10 protein-coding genes are annotated in these 17,598 nt (G+C 77.0%); 5 read left to right on the top strand and 5 right to left on the bottom strand.

Annotated features, from left to right (window positions below):
* Nucleotides 1-14: 14 nt before the first annotated feature.
* Complete coding sequence (locus B086_RS0115085) at nucleotides 15-737, top strand: TetR/AcrR family transcriptional regulator (protein WP_018567251.1); 723 nt, start codon at nucleotides 15-17, stop codon at nucleotides 735-737.
* A 4-nt stretch (nucleotides 738-741) separates the two neighbouring features.
* On the opposite strand, the gene B086_RS0115080 is transcribed toward B086_RS0115085, so the two are convergent.
* Nucleotides 742-954: a hypothetical protein gene (locus B086_RS0115080; RefSeq protein ID WP_018567250.1), complete on the bottom strand. Its 213-nt coding sequence runs from the start codon at nucleotides 952-954 to the stop codon at nucleotides 742-744.
* 349 nt (nucleotides 955-1,303) lie between these two features.
* Between B086_RS0115080 and B086_RS0115070 the strand changes: the two genes are divergently transcribed.
* The gene (locus B086_RS0115070) at nucleotides 1,304-2,002 is read left to right on the top strand and encodes a tectonin domain-containing protein (protein ID WP_018567248.1); all 699 of its coding nucleotides are present in this window, start codon (nucleotides 1,304-1,306) and stop codon (nucleotides 2,000-2,002) included.
* 126 nt (nucleotides 2,003-2,128) lie between these two features.
* Here the strand turns inward: B086_RS0115070 and B086_RS0115065 are convergent, their stop codons facing one another.
* Nucleotides 2,129-3,433, bottom strand: coding sequence for an MFS transporter (locus B086_RS0115065; RefSeq protein ID WP_018567247.1), 1,305 nt, complete (start codon nucleotides 3,431-3,433; stop codon nucleotides 2,129-2,131).
* Between the two features lie 57 nt (nucleotides 3,434-3,490).
* On the opposite strand from B086_RS0115065, the gene B086_RS0115060 reads away from it, so the two are divergent.
* On the top strand, nucleotides 3,491-4,387 hold the full coding sequence (locus tag B086_RS0115060; protein ID WP_018567246.1) for a winged helix-turn-helix transcriptional regulator: 897 nt from the start codon (nucleotides 3,491-3,493) through the stop codon (nucleotides 4,385-4,387).
* 50 nt (nucleotides 4,388-4,437) lie between these two features.
* Here B086_RS0115060 and B086_RS0115055 read toward each other — a convergent pair whose 3' ends face one another.
* The 3 genes from B086_RS0115055 to B086_RS0115045 all read right to left on the bottom strand — a co-directional run bounded on the left by B086_RS0115055 (nucleotide 4,438) and on the right by B086_RS0115045 (nucleotide 7,591).
* Nucleotides 4,438-5,595, bottom strand: coding sequence for an FAD-dependent oxidoreductase (locus B086_RS0115055; RefSeq protein ID WP_018567245.1), 1,158 nt, complete (start codon nucleotides 5,593-5,595; stop codon nucleotides 4,438-4,440).
* A 177-nt stretch (nucleotides 5,596-5,772) separates the two neighbouring features.
* Nucleotides 5,773-6,369: a GNAT family N-acetyltransferase gene (locus B086_RS0115050; protein ID WP_018567244.1), complete on the bottom strand. Its 597-nt coding sequence runs from the start codon at nucleotides 6,367-6,369 to the stop codon at nucleotides 5,773-5,775.
* A gap of 40 nt (nucleotides 6,370-6,409) precedes the next feature.
* Nucleotides 6,410-7,591: an LLM class flavin-dependent oxidoreductase gene (locus B086_RS0115045; RefSeq protein ID WP_018567243.1), complete on the bottom strand. Its 1,182-nt coding sequence runs from the start codon at nucleotides 7,589-7,591 to the stop codon at nucleotides 6,410-6,412.
* A 363-nt stretch (nucleotides 7,592-7,954) separates the two neighbouring features.
* Here B086_RS0115045 and B086_RS0115040 point away from each other — a divergent pair, with 363 nt between their 5' ends.
* Together B086_RS0115040 and B086_RS0115035 are read left to right on the top strand one after the other, a co-directional pair.
* Nucleotides 7,955-11,389: a non-ribosomal peptide synthetase gene (locus B086_RS0115040; RefSeq protein WP_018567242.1), complete on the top strand. Its 3,435-nt coding sequence runs from the start codon at nucleotides 7,955-7,957 to the stop codon at nucleotides 11,387-11,389.
* Between the two features lie 98 nt (nucleotides 11,390-11,487).
* A complete protein-coding gene (locus tag B086_RS0115035) occupies nucleotides 11,488-17,502 on the top strand; it encodes an AMP-binding protein (protein ID WP_018567241.1) in 6,015 nt (2,004 codons plus the stop codon).
* Nucleotides 17,503-17,598 lie beyond the last annotated feature (96 nt).

Raw genomic sequence — 17,598 nt, 5'->3', positions numbered from 1 at the left:
TCGCAGGAGGTGCCATGGCGTCCGACCGGCGCGGACTTCAGCCACGTAAACAGCCCCGTCAGGTCCGGGCGGAGCTGACCCGGCAGCGCATCCTCGACGCCGCTGCTCGCGTTTTCGCCGAGTACGGGTACGCGGCCGGGACCACCAACCGGATCGCGGAGCGGGCCCGGGTGTCGATCGGCTCGCTGTACCAGTACTACCCGAACAAGGACGCGATCCTGGTCGAGCTGCTGACCCGGCACCTCGACGCCGGGATGGCCGCGGCACCGCTCGACCAGGACGGGCTGCCGGAGTCCATCGAGGGCATCATCCGCTTCTTCGTGCGCGGAGTCGTCGAGAACCACCGCGACGACCCGAAGCTGCTCCGCGTGATGATCGAACAGGGGCCGCGGGCACCGGAGTTGCTGGAGCGGGTCGCGGACCACGAGCAGCGGCGGATCGCGTACGTCCGCGCGCTGCTCGGCCGTCATCCGCAGGTGCGGGTCGCCGACACCGACATCGCGGCCCGGCTCGTCGTCTCCACGGTGGAGATGGTGGTGCACCGGGTGATGGCGGGCCCCGGACAGGTCGACGCCGCACTGTTCGAGGACGAACTCGTCACCATGCTGGTCCGCTATCTGACGGGGGGACCCGCCTCCGCGCCCGAGTCCGGGTCCCTTTCCGGGGCCGAGTCCGCTTCCGGGTCCGGGTCCGCTTCCGGGTCCGGGTCCGAGTCCGCTTGCGGGCCGTTCGGCTGACGGATCACCGGGCGCGCACGGGGCGGCCGACGAGGGCCCGGAAGGCGTCCATGTCGCCGATGACCTCCTCGGGCCGCTCCCGGTGGCGGTACATCGCGTAGGAGCGGGCCCCGATGACGTCGGGGTCGGTCTCGGCGAGTTCGGTGTGCAGGGCGTGCGCCCGGTTGCGCGGGCCGGCCAGGGCCGCGCCGACGTTGGCCAGGAGCGTTCCGCCCAAGGTGGAGTACACCCTGACCGTGCTGGGCGACCGGGCCGCCGCCCACCGCACGGAGATCGGGGACAACCGGCGCCGCCACGACGCGGCCCGTCCCCCGCGGACGGCTTCCTGACGGATCCGCCGAGCCGTCAACTCGGCGTCGATCGGCAACCCCTGAGTGGGACAGGGCTTTTGGCCGGGTTGACGATGGCCGTCGCAGGGCGCGGCCCTGTCCGGCGGAGCAGCGCCGTCGCCAAACGTTGCCTCGCGGACAATTCTCGTATGCCGCCAGGAAGTTCACTTGTCCGGCGAATCGTTTCGCTCGGGGAGTGTCACGGTGAGCCACTTCTCAGGCGAAAGGAGCCGGTCCATGGCCGACTGGAAGCAGATCTCGGGCGCGTTGACGCGGATCGCGGTGGGGTCCCGGACCAACGTGTGGGGGGTCAACGCGAGCGGCAACATCTACCGCTACACCAACAACGACGCCAACCCCTGGGTACAGATCCCCGGCGGACTCACCGACATCGGCGCCGCCGCCGACGGCACCGTCTGGGGAGTCAACTCCGCCGGAAACATCTACCGCTACACCGGCGACCAGGACAGCAGCACCTGGAAGCAGATCAGCGGCGGACTGACGCGGATCACGGCGGGATCCCGGACCAACGTGTGGGGGGTCAACGCGAGCGGCAACATCTACCGCTACACCAACAACGACGCCAACCCCTGGGTACAGATCCCCGGCGNNCTCACCGACATCGGCGCCGCCGCCGACGGCACCGTCTGGGGAGTCAACTCCGCCGGAAACATCTACCGCTACACCGGCGACCAGGACAGCAGCACCTGGAAGCAGATCAGCGGCGGACTGAAGGCGATCGACGCCGGTTCGCGCACTTCGGTGTGGGGCGCGAACGCCGGTGGCAACATCTACCGCTACACCGGCGACGACGCCAGCCCCTGGGTACAGATCCCCGGCGCGCTCACCGACATCGGCGCCGGGGCGGACGGAACCGTCTGGGGGGTCAACTCCGCCGGGAACATCTACCGGTACACCGGGGATCTGCCCGGCTGAGCGGGGCCGGGGCGGCGGCTGCCCGGGGAGCGGCCGGGGCCGCCGACGGCCCGGTACGGCGTACGCGAACCCGCCGTACCGGAGGCCGTGCCAGGGCGCCGGATCAGCGGAAACCGGGGCGCCGGTTCAGGTGAGGTCGCGCATCCGGCGGACCGGGCTCGCGAGGAGGACGGCGGGGCTGATCAGGGAGAGGGCGGCGAGGAGGGCGAGGGAGGCGCGGTCGCCGCACAGGGCGGCGGCGGTGCCCGCGGTCAGCGCGCCGAAGGGGATCGCGCCCCAGGAGATGAAGCGGACCGTGGCCATGACCCGGGGCAGCAGCTCCGGGGGTGTGGCCGTCTGCCGGTAGGTGCGGGTGACGATGCTGGTCACCACCACGGCCGCGGCGAAACCGGCGTTGCCCAGGGCGAACACGGCGAGGCCCGCGGCGTGCCCGGACAGCGGCAGCAGCACCGCGCAGCACGGGGCGGCCACCGCGGCCCAGCGCAGCGCCCTGCCGGTGCCCAGCCGGGCGGCGATCCGGGGGGTCAGCGCGGCCCCGGCCAGCGTGCCGATGCCCTCGGTCGCGATCAGCAGGCCGACCAGTGCGGGCGGGGCGTCGAGCGTGCGGACGAGGAAGACCGGGGTGAGCGCCATCAGGCCGCCGCAGACGAAGTTGACGGCGGTCGCGTCGGCCGCGCAGGGTCCGATGACGGGATGGCGCACGACGTACCGCCAGCCCTCGCGGATCATCTCGCCCATGCCCCGGCGCGGGCCCTCCTGCGCCGGGTGGCCGACGCGCGGCAGGCTGGCCATGAGCGCCGCCGACAGCACGTAGCTCACCGCGTCGACCACGACCGAGGCCGCCGCGCCGAGCACCTGGACCAGGACGCCGCCCAGGGACGGGCCGCCGAGCTGGGTGGCCGCCCGGGTCCCCGAGGTGAGGCTGTTGCGGGCCGTCAGCTCGTCCTTGCCGACGATGGAGGGCAGGAAGGTCGAGGTGCCCACGTCGAAGACGACCGAGGCCAGCCCGACCACCAGGGCGACGGCGATCAGGTGTGCCAGGCTCAGCGCGCCGAGGGCGGCGGCGACCGGCACGGAGGCCACCGCGACGGCCCGGACCAGGTCCATCGCCACCTGCGTCCCGCGCAGCGGCAGCCGGTGCACGAGGACGCCGGCCGGCAGGCCGATCACGATCCACGCGGCGTAGGAGGCGGCCGTGATCAGGCTGACCTGGAACGCGGAGGCGTGCAGCACGAGGACCGCGAGCAGCGGCAGGGCCACGCCGGTCACGGCGTCGCCGACCCCGCTCACCGTGGACGCGCCCCAGTACCGCCAGAACACCGCCGCGCTCCGCACCTCTGCCCGGCCGTCCCCCGGCTCCCCCTCCGCCCCCGCCACTCCGCCCTGTCCGTCCCGTTCGCCCTCCGGCCGCCCCTGTACCGCCGTCGCCATGCCTGCCCCCTGCGAGCCGAGTGAGTCTCTTTAGGGAACTCACTATACTCATGGATCATGCGCTACTCAGAGCTGAGCGATCCGGACTGCGCCATCGCGCAGGCGCTGACGGTGGTCGGTGATCCCTGGACGCTGCTGCTCATCCGTGATGTCGCGGGCGGCACGCACCAGTTCGACGCGCTGCGGGAGGGGCTCGGGATCAGCCGCAAGGTGCTCACCGAGCGCCTGAAGGGACTGGTCGCGGACGGCGTACTGGAGAAGCGGCTCTACAGCCCGCACCCGCCGCGCTACGCGTACCACCTGACACCGGCCGGGCGCGGACTGCTGCCGGTCCTCGTCGCCCTCCAGGACTGGGGCGCCCGGCATGTGATGGGCGACGGCACCCTCTCGGCGACCAGCGCGGCCGACTCCGCCGAGACCCGGCGCGTGCACGCCCTGGTGGGGCACCGGCTTCCCGAGCTGACGCTCGCCGGGCCCGGTGACGCGCCCGCCGACCCGGTCGCGGCGGACCGGGCCCTCACGGTCCTGTACTGCTTCCCCGGGGCCTACGCGCCCGGCGCGCACGCCTACCCGCCGGGCTGGGAGCTGATCCCCGGCACCCGCGGCTGCACGCTGGAGTCGTGCACCTACCGCGACCGGATGGCGGACTTCGCGCGGCGCGACACGGCGGTGCACGGGGTCAGTACGCAGCGCCCCGACCAGCTCGCCGCCTTCGCGGAGCACGAGCGGATCGCCTTCCCGCTGCTGTCCGACGCGGGCCTGGAGCTGGCCGCCGCCCTGCGGCTGCCCACCTTCCGCGCGGGGGGCGCGGACCGGCTCAAGCGGCTCACCCTCGTCGTCGACTCCTCCCGTACGGTCCGGGGCGTGCTGTACCCGCTCGACGACCCGGCGGGCTCCGTCGACGACGCCCTGGCCCTCGTCGACTCACTGACCGGCCGGACTCCGACTCACTGACCGGCCGGACTCCGAGTCGCTGACCGGCCAGGTTCGCCGACCGGCCGGACTCATTGACCGGGGTGCGCCCCGGCGGCCTCCTCCTCGCCCGCCGCGAACGCCGCGAGCAGACCGTGCGGCGCGTCCTCGCCGAACATGAGCGCGTGCAGCTCCGCGCCGTCGGTGGCGGCCTCGGCGCCGCGCGGGAACATGTCCCGCTCGTACGCGGTGAGGGCGGCCTCGGTGTCGCCCGGGTGCGCGGCCAGGGCCAGGGCGAGTTCGGCGCCGTCGAGCATCGCCAGGTTGGCGCCCTCGCCGTTCGGCGGCGCCAGGTGGGCGGCGTCGCCGATCAGGGTCACTCCCGGCACCCTGTCCCACCGGTGGCCGACCGGCAGGCCGTACAGCGGGCGCAGCACCGGCGCGGAGTCGCTCTCGGTGAGCAGGGAGGTGAGTTCCGGCGCCCAGCCGTCGAACTCCTGCGCGATCCGGGCGATGGCCCCGGCGGCGTCGGAGAAGTCGACGGCGTCGAACCACTCCCGCGGCCTGGAGAGCGCCACATACGTGTGCAGCCTGCCGCCGTCCTCCCGGTGGGCCTGGATGCCCCCGCCCGGCGCCAGCGCCATCATCGCCCCGCCGCCCACCGCCTTCGCGGCGGCCGGGTGCCGGGTGTCGGCGTCGAAGAGGTACGTCTCGACGAAGGACGCGCCGGCGTACGCGGGCACCGCGTCCGAGAGCAGCGGCCTGACCCGCGACCAGGCGCCGTCCGCGCCGACCAGCAGTCCGGTGACGACGGTCCCGCCGTCCGCGAACGCCACCTCGTGGCGGCCGTCGGCGAGGGTGCGGGTGCCGGTGACCTTGCTGCCCCAGCGGACGGTGCCCTCCGGGAGCGAGCCGAGCAGGATCCGGCGCAGCTCGCCGCGCTGCACCTCGGGGCGTCCGCCCGTGCCGTCGTCGGGCCGGTCGAGCAGGACGGCGCCGTCGCGGTCCAGGACGCGCATCGCCTGGCGGCCCTCCAGGACGATGGCCCGGAACTCCTCCGTCAGCCCGGCCGCCGCCAGGGCGATCTGCCCGTTGTAGTCGTGGATGTCGAGCATCCCGCCCTGCGCGCGCGCATCCGGTGCGGGTTCGGCCTCATGGACCGTGACCGGGATGCCGTGGACGTGCAGGACGCGGGCCAGCGTGAGGCCGCCGAGTCCCGCGCCGATGATCGTGACCGGGGTGGTGGTCATGGTGTGTCCTTCCTGAGCTGCGCTGTTGCCGGTACCACGATCCGGGCGGCCGTCGACAGACCGTCGACAGACCGGCGACACGGCACCGACAGCCCACCGGCACCCCAGCCCCAGGTGCCGGGCACCGGACGCCCGAGAATCTTCGGGGGCCCGGAGGGCCGCTGAGCCGGGGCGCGGCTACCCCCGCGGGTGCGGGCCGTCGCTCGCGAGGCGGGCGTGCAGGTGGGAGTCGTGGCGGATGCCGTCGGTGTCGACGTAGAAGTCCCGCATGGTGCCCTCCAGGCGGAAGCCGGCCCGGGTGGCGACCCGGCACGAGCCGATGTTGGGCTCGGCGTGGTCCAGGGTGACGCGGTGCAGTCCGAGGCCGCCGTCCGCGGCCGGGGCGAACGCCCAGCGCGCCGCGGCGTCCAGCGCCCCGGCGGCCAGGCCCCTGCCGCGGGCCGCCGGGGTCACCCAGTAGGTCACCACGGCCTGGTCGGGCAGGCGGTTGATCTCCCGGACGCTGAGCGAGCCGAGCAGGGTCCCGCGGTCCGGGGCGGCGATCGCGAACGCCGCGGTGCCGCTGCGCCAGCAGGCGAGGCGCGGGGCCAGCCAGGCGCGGGCACGCTCGCCCGGCGCCGCCCCGGTCACGGCTCTGCCCACCGCCCAGCGCAGGATGTCCGCGTCCCGCAGGGCTTCGGCGACGGCGGGCTCGTCCGCCTCGGTCAGCGGGCGCAGCAGCAGGCCGTCCGCGCTGATCGTGGGCGGTGCGGGGGCAGTTGTCGACTGGCTCATGCCCTCGTTCTACACGATCGGCCAGGTCAGGGCCGCACGATCAGGCCGGGCGCCCTGTTTCCCCCGCGGGCGCTGCCGGGGCCGCCGCCGCGAGCGCCGCCTCGTCGAGCACCCGCGCCACATGGGCGTACTCCGCCGGGTCGGCCGGGAGGTCGACCACCAGTGTGGTCATGCCGAGCGCGGCCAGGCGCAGCAGGGCGTCGGCCACCTCGCGGTAGCCGCCGACGAGTTTGGGGGTGTCGATGCCGACGCGTCCGGCGCCGTACCAGAGGCAGTCGTCGTGCCACTCGGACCGCTCGGCCAGGTCGAGTGTGGCGCGGTGCTGGGTGGAGGTCAGGCCGTCGGTGAAGAGCTTGCGCAGCAGGGCGTCCCGGCGGGAGCCGCCGTACGCGGCGACGGCCGCCTCCCGCGCCCGGCGGGAGGTCTCGCGCGCCACGATGCCGACGATCAGCGCCACTCCCCCGGTGGCGCCCTGCTCCGCCAGCCGTGCCGTCTCGGCGGCGAGCCGGTCGTACGGCTTGGCCATCACCAGGCAGCCGTCGAGCAGCGGGGCGAACGCGTCGAAGCCCGGGGAGGCGGAGGCCGGCGCGTACAGGCGCGGGGTGCGGCCGGACAGCGGGCCTGGGGACAGGGACGGGGAGGGGGAAGGGGACGGGGAGGGGGAAGGGGACAGGGACGGGGAGGGGGCGTGGACGCGGTAGTGGGTGGACTCGTGCGGTCGGCCGGCCAGGACCGCACGGACGCAGGCGGCGAACTCGGCGCAGCGGAGCTGCCGTTCGTCCGGGGGCGTCGGGTCGGCGCCGAGCAGGCCGAGGTCCGTGCCGCGGGCACCGGCGACGATGTTCAGGTGGACGGCCCGGCCGTGGAGGTAGGACAGCGAGGACACGCGGCGGGCCACCGTCGCGGGCCGGGACAGCGGGGCGGTGACCGCGACGACCGGTTCGAGGGCGCGGCTGCGGGCCAGTACCTCCTGGGCGGCCGTCCACGGGTCGAGGGCCTGCCAGAAGTCGTAGACGAGCATGGCGTCGGCGCCCAGCCGCTCGGCCCACGCGCAGTGCTCGCCGAGGAGGCGCAGATAGCCGGGCCCGTCGGCCGGGTGCGCTCCGGCGAAGCCGGTGCCGTGCGAGGGGCAGACGGTCCACAGCCGCCAGGGCAGGGGCGCCGGGGGTGGGGCGCCCGGGGCGGATCCCGCGGCGGTGCCGTGCGGTACATGGGCGGTCATGGGGTGGCTTCCGCCGTGCGCCGCTCGCCGGGGATGTGCGGCGAGTCCGTCGTGGGAACGTGCCTGGTCCGGCTCATGGGGTGTCATCCAACGGCCGGGGGCGACGCCGGTCAAGGCGGCCCGGCGCGGGTTCCAGCGTTCCTGGAGCGGTCCGTGAGTCCCACCGCGCGGGGCCGTGGCGGGGGCCGTGGCGGGGGCCGTGGCGGGGCGGACGGGGCCGTCTGAAGGTGCGGTCGAGAAGGGCTGGACGAGCCCGGCCGGTGCCGGGTGGCGGTGCTACGTTCCGGAGCTGTCCGGGGCGGCGGCGAGCCGCGCCCCGGGGCCGGTTCGGTCGTACCCCCGGAATGCCGAGAGGGACCCTCGATGACCGCTGAGCTCCGTCGACCTCCTCCGTCCGCCGAAGTCACCGCCGCCACCACCGCCACCGCCGTCACCACCGCCGCCACCACCGCCGCTGCCGCTGCCGTCCCGGCGGCCGGTGCGCGGTCCCTCGCCGGGCTGGTGGTGGCGCAGTGCCGACGCACCCCGGGGCTCCCGGCCGTGGTGGACCGGGAGCGGACCCTGACCTACGCGGAGCTGGAGCGGGCCTCCGCGGCGCTCGCGCACCGGCTGCGGGCCCTGGGCGCGGGTCCCGACCGGGTGGTCGCCCTGCGCCTGGAGCGGTCGGTGTCCCTGGCGGTCGCCGTGCTCGCGGTCGTACGGTCCGGTGCCGCGTACCTCCCGCTCTCCCCGGAGGACCCGCCCGCCCGGCTGCGGACGCTGCTCGGCGACGCCGGACCGGTCGCGGTGGTGACGGACCTCGGGGACCCGCAGGGCCCCGGAGAGGGCGGAGGCGCCGGGGACGCCCGTGAGGTGCCGGCCGGGTCGGGGGTGCCGTTGCTCGCGCCCGACGCGGCGGCGGCCCCGGACGCGGGCCCGGCGGGGGCGGGCGCCGACGGGCTGGACGCGGCGGCGGGCCGGGACCTCGCGTACGTGCTGTACACCTCCGGTTCCACCGGGCTGCCCAAGGGCGTGCTGACCGAGCACCGGGCCATCGTCAACCGGCTGTGCTGGATGCAGGACACCTTCCGGATCGGGCCCGGCGACACGGTGCTCCAGAAGACGCCGTACACCTTCGACGTCTCCGTCTGGGAGTTCTTCTGGCCGCTGCTGACCGGCGCCACCCTGGTCATGGCCGCCCCCGGGGCACACCGCGACCCGCGTGCCCTGGTCCGTACGATTCGCGAACACGGGGTGACGACGGCGCACTTCGTGCCCAGCATGCTCGCCGAGCTGCTCCGGCTGCCCGAGGTGGACGCGGGTCCCCGGCTGCGGCGGGTGCTGTGCAGCGGCGAGGCGCTCACGCCGGGGCTGCGGCGGGCCTTCTTCGCCGCCCTGCCGGACGTCGAGCTGCACAATCTGTACGGGCCGACCGAGGCCGCCGTGGACGTGACGCACTGGCGGTGCCGGCCGGACGAGCCGGACGACGCGCCGGTGCCCATCGGCCGCGCCATCACCGGCGTCCGGCTGCATGTGCTGGACGAACGGCTGCGACCGGTGCCGGACGGGGAGCGGGGCGAGCTGTGCGTCGGCGGCGTCCAGGTCGCCCGCGGCTATCTGAACCGGCCCGAGCTGACCGCGCGGTGCTTCCCGCCCGACCCGTACGGCGACGGGCCCGGCGCCCGGCTGTACCGCACCGGTGACCTGGCACGCCGCAGGCCCGACGGGGTGCTGGAGTACCACGGGCGCCGCGACGGCCAGGTCAAGGTCGGCGGCGTACGGATCGAACTGGGCGAGGTGGAGGCGGCGCTGGCCGCGCTCCCCGGGGTGCGCCAGGCCGCCGCCGCGGTGCGGCACAGCGGCTCGGGCACCGCGCTGCTGGTCGGCTATCCGGTGGCCGGGGAGCCCGTGGACGCCGCGCTGCGCCGGCGGTGGACCGCCCTGCTGCGCGGCACGCTGCCGCCCGCGCTGGTCCCGGCGGTGCTGGTGCCGCTGACGGCCCTGCCGCTGACCGCGCACGGCAAGACGGACCGGGCGGCGCTGCCGTGGCCCCCGCCGGAGACGGCCGGGGCACGGGGCACGGAGACGGTCCCGGCGCCGGGGGCGGGGGCGGCCGGGGGGCCGGGGGCGGCTTCGGCGCCCGATGCGGGGGCCGCCGGGGAGCCGGGGGCGGGAGCGGCCTCGGCGCCCGGGGCGGGAACGGCCGGAGGGCCGGGGGCGGGGTCCGGATCGGGGGCCGGGGACCGGCTGGCGGCGGTGTGGAACCGGGTGCTCGGTCCCGGTGTCGCCGGGGACCGGGACTTCTTCGCCTCCAGCGGCAGTTCGCTCCAGGCGCTGGCCCTGCTCGCCGCCGTACGCGACGAGTTGGGCGCCGAGGTGGCGCTGGACGTGTTCTTCCGCCGCCCCACGCTGGACGGGCTGCGCGCGGCCGTGGCGGAGGCGGGCACCGCGGCGCGGCCGGACGGACCGGCGCGTGCGGACACCTCGCGGCCGCTGCGGCCCGCGCCGGTGCAGGAGCGGATGTGGTTCCTCCAGCGGCTGGAGCCGGACGGCACCGCGATGAACGCCCCGACCGGGCTGCGGCTGCGCGGCGCCGCCGATCCGGCGGACCTGCGCCGCTGTCTGGCCGCGCTGTTCGCGCGGCACGACGTGCTGCGCACCCGCTATCCGGAGCGCGACGGCAGCCCGCTGGCCGTCGTCGAGGCGCCCGGCGGTGTCGAGCTGCCCCCGACCGAGGAGATGCCGGGGCTCGGACCGGCACAGCGGGACGAGCGGGTGCGGCGCCTGGTGGCCGAGGCCGGGGCGGCGCCCTTCGACCTGGCGGCCGGGCCGCCGGTGAGGACGCGGCTGGTGCGGTTCGCGCCCGACGACCACCTGCTGGTCCTGACGCTCCATCACATCGCCACCGACGGCTGGTCCTGGTCGCTGCTCGCCCGGGAGTTCGCCGACGACTGGGCGCGCGTCGGACGCGGGGAGCCGCCCGCGCCGCCCAGCGGCTCCCCGCAGCTCCTCGACCACGCGGCCTGGCTGCACGAGCGGGCCCGGCACGAGGAGGCGCGGGCGGAACTCGCGGACTCCCGCGCCCACTGGCGCGAGCGGCTCGCGGGCGCGCCACCCCGGATCGCCCTGCCCGCCGACCGGCCGCGCCCCGGGCGGCTGAGCGTCCCGGCCGCCGTGCGGCCCGTCGTCTGGAGCGAGGGCACGGACGAGCGCCTGGCCGCCTTCTGCCGCCGCGAGCGGGTCACCGGGCACATGGCGCTGCTGGCCCTGTTCGGCCTCTGGCTGGCCCGGCTCGCCGACCAGGAGGACGTGGTCGTGGCCTCGCCGAGCGCCAACCGGACGCCCGAGTGGACGCGTTCGATGCTGGGCTGCTTCGTGACGACCGTGCCGCACCGGCTGCGGCTGGAGGAGGACGCGACCTTCCGGGACGTGCTGGCGCAGGCCCGGACGTCGACCCTGCACGGCCACCGGCACGCCGGGGTGCCCATCGACCGGATCGTGGCCGATCTCGGCGTGGACCGGCGCTCGGGCAGTCTGCCGCTCTTCCAGAACCTGCTGGTGGTGCAGAACATCCCCTCGTGGCGGTCCGCCGCCGGGGCGGGCGAGGTGAGCGTGGTCCAGGAGCAGTCCGGCCAGACGCACTACGAGCTGAAGCTGGAGGTCTTTCCGGCCGGGCCCGGTCTGCCGGCCCTGCTCGTCCACCCCGACGGCATGTTCGGACCGGCCCGCGGCGCGGCGATGGCACGGCAGCTCGCGGCCCTCGCCGACCAGGCGCTGGCCGACCCGGACGCCCCGGTCTGGGACCACTCCCTCGTCTGAGCCTCCCCCACGCCCCCTGCCCGAACTCGCCCGTGTCCGCCCGTGCCTGCCCGTGCCCGCCCCGCCACCGTCTGACCTCGTCTGACCTGGAGTGCCGGATGACCACGTCCCCCCTCACCACCGACCCGCGCACCGACCCGCGCCCGCAGGCCCCGGCCGGCGTCCTGGAACTCTTCGAGCGGCGGGCGCGGTCCGCCCCGCACGCGGTGGCCCTGGTCCTGCCGGACGGGGAGCTGAGCTACGGCACGCTGCTGGACCGGGTGCGGCACGGCGCCGCCGCGCTGTGCGCGCGGGGGCTCCGCCCCGGCACGGTGGTCGCCGTGGACGGCGGTGACCCGGGGGCGGCGGTGACCGCGCTGCTCGCGGCCCTGTGGGCGCGGGGCGTCGTACTGCCGCTGGATCCGTCGCTGCCGCCGGACTCCCGGGCGGCGCTCCTGGCACAGACGGGGGCGGCCCTGCTGCTGCGGGCCGGGGCGGCGGACGGCGGCCCGGCAGCCGACGCGGTGCGGACGCTCGCCTTCGCGGAGCTGGTGACACGCGGTGCGGACGCGGGAGACGCGGAGCCCGCGCCCTCGCCGGCCCACGACGACGCCTGTCTGGTCCTCGGCTCCGAGGACTCCAACAGCTCCGGCATCTCCGACGGCTCCGACGGCTCCGACGGCTCCGGTGCCGGGGACTCCCCGGGCCTCCCCCGCACCGTGACCGTGACGATGGACCACGACACCCTCGCCCGCCAGGTCGCATGGGTGGCGCGCACGCTGCCCTGCGGGCCGGGCGAACGCGTGGCGCAGCTCGCGGGGTTCACCGCCGGTGTCCTGGTCCGGGCCGTGCTGCCGACGCTGGTCGCCGGGGGCGCCGTCTGCCTGCCGTCTCCCGGCGGTGCGCCGGAGGCCCCGGCGGCGGTCCTCGCCCGGCTCGCCGCCTCGGGCGCCACCGCGCTGCACACGGCCCCGACCGCGCTGGGCGCGCTGCTCGGCCGAGGGGAGGAGGAAGGCGCGGGGCACCCGGCGCCCGACCTGTCCGGGCTGCGGCTGCTGTGCCTGTCCGGCGAACCGCTCCCGGCGGCGCTGGTACGGCGGTGGCGCCGGGCGTTCCCCGCGTCCGCCGCGCGGTGCGTGAACCTGTACGGCGCCCCCGGTACGGCGCCGGTCGCCGCCTGGTACCCGGTGCCCGAGGAGCCGGGCGAGGGCATCGTGCCGGTCGGCCGCGGCATCGACGGCACCCGGCTGCTCGTGGTCAACCGGCGCGGAAGGCCGTGCGGCGTCGGCGAACTGGGCGAGATCCTCGTGGACACGAGCGACGCGAACGGCACAAGCGACAGGAACGGCACGGGCGATGCGTACGGCGCGTACGGGCCCGCGCGGCGCACCGGGGATCTGGGCCGGTACCTCCCGGACGGCTCGGTGGAGTGCCTGGGACGCCGGGACGACCAGGTCAGGATCCAGGGCGTGCGGGTGCATCCCGCCGAGGTCGGCGCCGTGCTCGCGGGACATCCGGCGGTCGCCTCGGCCGCGGTGACGGTACCGGTGCCGGAGGACGGCGCCGGTGAGCGGCGGCTCGTCGCCCATGTCGTCCCCGCGGCGGGCACCGGCCTGGACCCGGACGCGCTGCGGCGGGCCGTGGCCGAGCGGCTGTCGGCCGCCGCGGTGCCCGCCGAGGTCGTCCCGCTCGACGCGCTGCCGCTGACCGCGTACGGCACCCTCGACCGGCGGGCGCTGCCCGCCGCCGGGGCGGATCCCGCCGCCGCGCGGGAGCAGGCGGGCGCGCCGCGCGGCGGGACAGAGGAGGCGGTCGCCGGATACTGGGCCGAGGTGCTGGGCGTGCCGGTGGAGGACCGGGCGGCGGACTTCTTCGCGCTGGGCGGCCACTCGCTGCTGATGGCGCGCGTCCTGTCCCGGGTACGGCGCGACTTCGGCGCCCCGCTGGAACTGCGGGACCTCTTCGAGGCGCCCACGGTGGCCGCGCTCGCCGCCCGGCTCGACGCGCTGGGCCCCACGCCCGGGGAGACGGCGGCGGCGGACGGCGGCGCGGAGCAGGACGGGCGGATCCCGCTCACCCCCGGGCAGAGCATCCCGCTCACCCCCGAGCAGGGCATCCCGCTCACTCCCGAGCAGGAGGGCGTCTGGTTCCTCGAACAGCTCGCCCCGGAGGCGGGCGCCTACAACATGGCCGGGGTGCTGGCGCTGCCCGCCGGTGTACCGGCCGCGTGGGTGCGCGCGGCGCTGGACCGCCTGGTGGCCCGGCACGAGGCGCTGCGCACCGCGTTCGTGGTGGACGAGGACCGGCCGGTGCAGCGGGTGCTGCCGCCCGGCCCGGCGGACTTCGGTGTGCTGCCCGGGGCGGCGGGGCGCGACGAGGCGCTGGACCGGCTCACCGCCGAGGGCGCCCGGCCGTTCGCGCTCACCGAGGGCAGGCCGCTGCGGGCCCGGCTGGTGCGGTGCGCCGACGGGTCCGCCGAGCAGTTCCTCGGCCTGACCGTGCATCACCTCTCCTGCGACGGCTGGTCGTGGGACATCCTGCTGCGGGAGCTGGACGGGCTGCTCCACGCGGCCCGCGAGGGGCGGGAGCCGGAGGCGGCGGCGCCCGCGCCGCGCTTCGCGGAGCACGCGCTGCGCTCGCGCGGGCCCGGCCAGGAGGCCCGGCGCGCGGCGGCCGTCGCCTTCTGGCGCGCGCACCTGGGCACCCCTCCCCCGGTCCTGGACCTGCCCACGGCCCGCCCCCGGCCCCCGGTGCGCACCCATCGCGGTGCGGTACGCCCGGTGCCGGTGCCGGACGGGCTGGGGGCCGCGCTGAGCGCGTACTGCCGCGACCGGGGCGTGACGCCCTACATGGCGCTGCTCGCGGCCTTCGGGCTGGTCCTCGCGCACACCGCGGACCAGGACGAGGTGGTCCTCGGCACCGACAGCGCGGGCCGGGACCGGGCCGACACGGAGCAGACCGTGGGCTTCTTCGTGCGCACCCACGCGCTGCGCCTGGACCTGGGCGGCGGGCCGGACTTCGACGAGGCCGTGGGCCGGGTCCGCGAGGTGCTGCTGGCCTCGCACCCGCACCAGCACCTGTCGTTCTCCCGGCTGGTCGAGGCGGTCCGGCCGGTCCGCGATCCGAGCCGGACGCCCGTCTTCCAGGTGATGCTGCGGATGCCGCCGGACGGCTCGGGGCGCACGGGCCGCCTGGTGCGGCAGCTGTCGGGCGGTGAACTGCCCGCGGACGCCGCGCTCGCCCCGGCCGCCAAGTTCGACCTGACGCTCGTGGCGCGCGCGGAGCGGGACCGGCTGCGGCTGGACGTCGAGTACCACACCGACCTGTTCGACGCCGGATCGGTGGACGCGCTGGGCGGGCGGCTGGTGGCGCTGCTGGCGGCGGCCGTCCGGGAGCCGGACCGGCCGCGGGCCGTGTCCGGCGCGGGCCGCCCCGCCCATCCGTTCGGCGCGGCCCTGCCCGCCCGGCCGCAGCCGCGGGTGGCGGCCGAGTTCGCCCGCCGCGCGGCCGAGACCCCCGGCGCGACCGCGCTGCGCTGCGCCGGTGGCCGGCTCGGCTATGGGGAGCTGGCCGCGCGGGTGGCCGCGACGGCGCGGCGGCTGCGGCCGGGCGAGGTCACGGCGGTCGTCGGCGGCAAGCACCCGGACGCGGTCACGGCGCTGCTCGCGGCCGTGACCGCCGGTGCGGTCGCCGTGCCCGTCGACGAGGAGCTGCCCGAGGCCCGGCAGCGCGCCCTGGCCGAGCTGGCCGGTGCCACGGCGGTGCTGGCGGCGGGCCGCGACCGCCGTCCGCCGTGGTGCGAGGCGGCGGGGCTGCCCGTCGTGGAGGTCGCCCGCGCGGCGGACGCGGCCCCCGGCGCCGTACCGGAAGTGCCGCACCCCGGCACGCCGGACGGCCCCGCACCGGGTGGCCCGCCCTCGCCGGACGCGCCCGCCTGTGTGTTCTTCACCTCCGGGAGCACCGGCACGCCCAAGGGCGTGCTGGGCGCGCACCGCGGCCTCGACCACTTCGCGGCCTGGGAGCGGGCGGAGTTCGCGATCGGTCCCGGTGACCGCGTCGCCCAGCTCACCACGTTCTCCTTCGACGCCGTGCTGCGGGACGTGTTCGTGCCGCTGACCGCCGGGGCTGCGCTCTGCCTGCCCCCGGCGGCGGCCCGGGAGGACGCGCTGCGCCTGCTGGAGTGGCTGGCGGCCGAACGGATCACCGTCGTGCACACCACCCCCTCGGTGGCGGCGTCCTGGCTGGCGCTGGGCGCCGACGCCGCCGGGCCCGACCTGTCGGCGCTGCGGCTGATCTGCCTGGCCGGTGAACCGCTGACCGGGGAGCTGGTGACGCGGCTGCGCACCGGGCTGCGGGGCTGCCGGGCCGAGATCGTGAACTTCTACGGTCCCACCGAGACCATGATGATCAAGACCTTCCTGCGGGTGCCCGAGCGGCCCGGCGCGGGTGTGCTGCCCGTCGGCGGCCCGCTGCCGGGCGCCCAGGTCGCGGTGCTGGGCCGGGACGGGCGGCCCTGCCTGCCGTACGAGCGGGGCGAGATCGTCCTGCGCACGCCCTACCGGGCGCGGTACCTGTCCGGCGAGCCGGGCGGCTTCCGGCCCAACTCCTTCTGCCGCGAGCCGGATCCGGACGACCTGCTCTTCCGGACCGGGGACACGGCCGTGGTCGGCGCGGACGGCGCGATCGTCCCGACCGGGCGCCGGGACTCCGTGGTCAAGGTCAACGGCGTACGCGCCGACCCGGCCGAGGTGGCGGCGGCCCTGGCCACGCATCCCGAGGTGACCGGCTGCCATGTGGAACCGCACCGGGACGCGGACCGCGTCTCGCTCGTCGCCTACGTCGTCCGGGTCCCGGACGCCCGGGTGAGCACCGAGGCGCTGCGCGCGCACGCGGCCGGACGGCTGCCCGCGGCGCTGCTGCCCGCCCTGGTCCTCTTCGTCGACGCGCTGCCGCTGCTGCCCAACGGCAAACCGGACCGCGACGCGCTGCTGGGCGGCGCGGCGGGCACCCCGCGGGCCGCCGCCCCGGCCGGGCGCGCCGAGCCGCGCACCCCCGAGGAGGCCAGGCTGCTGCGCGTCTGGCGCGATGTCCTCGGGCGGCCGGAGACCGGGGTGACGGACGACTTCTTCGCCGTCGGCGGGCACTCACTGCTCGCCACGGTCCTCATCACCCGGATCCGCAAGGAGTTCGGCGTGGCCGTGTCCCTGCGGGACCTGCTGGCCGCGCCGCGCGTCGACCGGCTGGCCCCGGTGCTGGCCGCCCTCGGCGCCGAGGGCCCCGAGGGCAACGCGGGCACCGGCGGCGCGGCGGAAGGCAGCGGCAGCGACGGCCACGGCGGCGGCGCCACGGGCGATCAGGGGCCGCTGCTCCTGCTGCGGGAGGGGCCCGCGGCGGAGAGCCCGCTGTTCCTCGTGCATCCGATGGGCGGCGACGTCGTCTGCTACCGGCCGCTGGTGCGGGCGCTGCCCCCGGGACCGGCCGTGCACGCCTTCCGCGCGCCCGCCCTGGACGGCGGGCCGGTGCCGCGCGACCTGCGCGAGCTGGCCGCCCGGTATCTGCACGAACTGCGGCGGGTGCGGCCCTCGGGACCGTACCGGCTCGGCGGCTGGTCCTTCGGCGGTGCCGTGGCCGCCGAGATGGCCCGGCAGCTCTCCTTCGACGGGGAGCGCACCGAACTCCTCGTCCTGCTGGACAGCTACGCGCCGGGCGGCCCGGCCTACGGCGGCACCGCGTCCTCCGCCCGTGCCGATCTGCGGGCCTTCGCCGAGGACGTGGGGCGGCTCACCGGCGCCGACCCGGCCGAGACCGAGGCGGCCCTGCTGCGCACACCGCAGGCGGGGGCGCCGGAGGCGGAGACGACCGCCGAACTCCGCCGCCGCCTCGCCCTGTTCGGCGCGCACCGCGCCTGCGCCGCCCGGTACCGGGCGGCCACGCCCCGGCTGCCGGGGACCCGGGTGCTGCTCTTCGCCGCGGGCGCCCAGCGCAGGCCCGAGGGGACCACCGCGGCCCTCGGCTGGGCCGAACTGCTCGGCCGCGCCGTGGATCCGGTGGTGGTCGCGGACACCGACCACTACTCCGTGATCACCGACGCCGGGGTCGCGGCGCGGCTCGGCGAGGCCCTGCGCGAGCGGTAGGCGGCCGCGAGGGGGGGCGGCGGGGCGGGCAGCCGGGCTCCGGGGACGGGGTCCGCGCCGCAGCCGAAGGAGCCGGGCGTCCCCTCGGGGGGGGAC

The sequence above is a fragment of the Streptomyces sp. PsTaAH-124 genome (assembly GCF_000373685.1).
Taxonomy (GTDB): Bacteria; Actinomycetota; Actinomycetes; order Streptomycetales; family Streptomycetaceae; genus Streptomyces; species Streptomyces andamanensis.
This window is presented reverse-complemented; position numbering and strand designations above follow the sequence as displayed.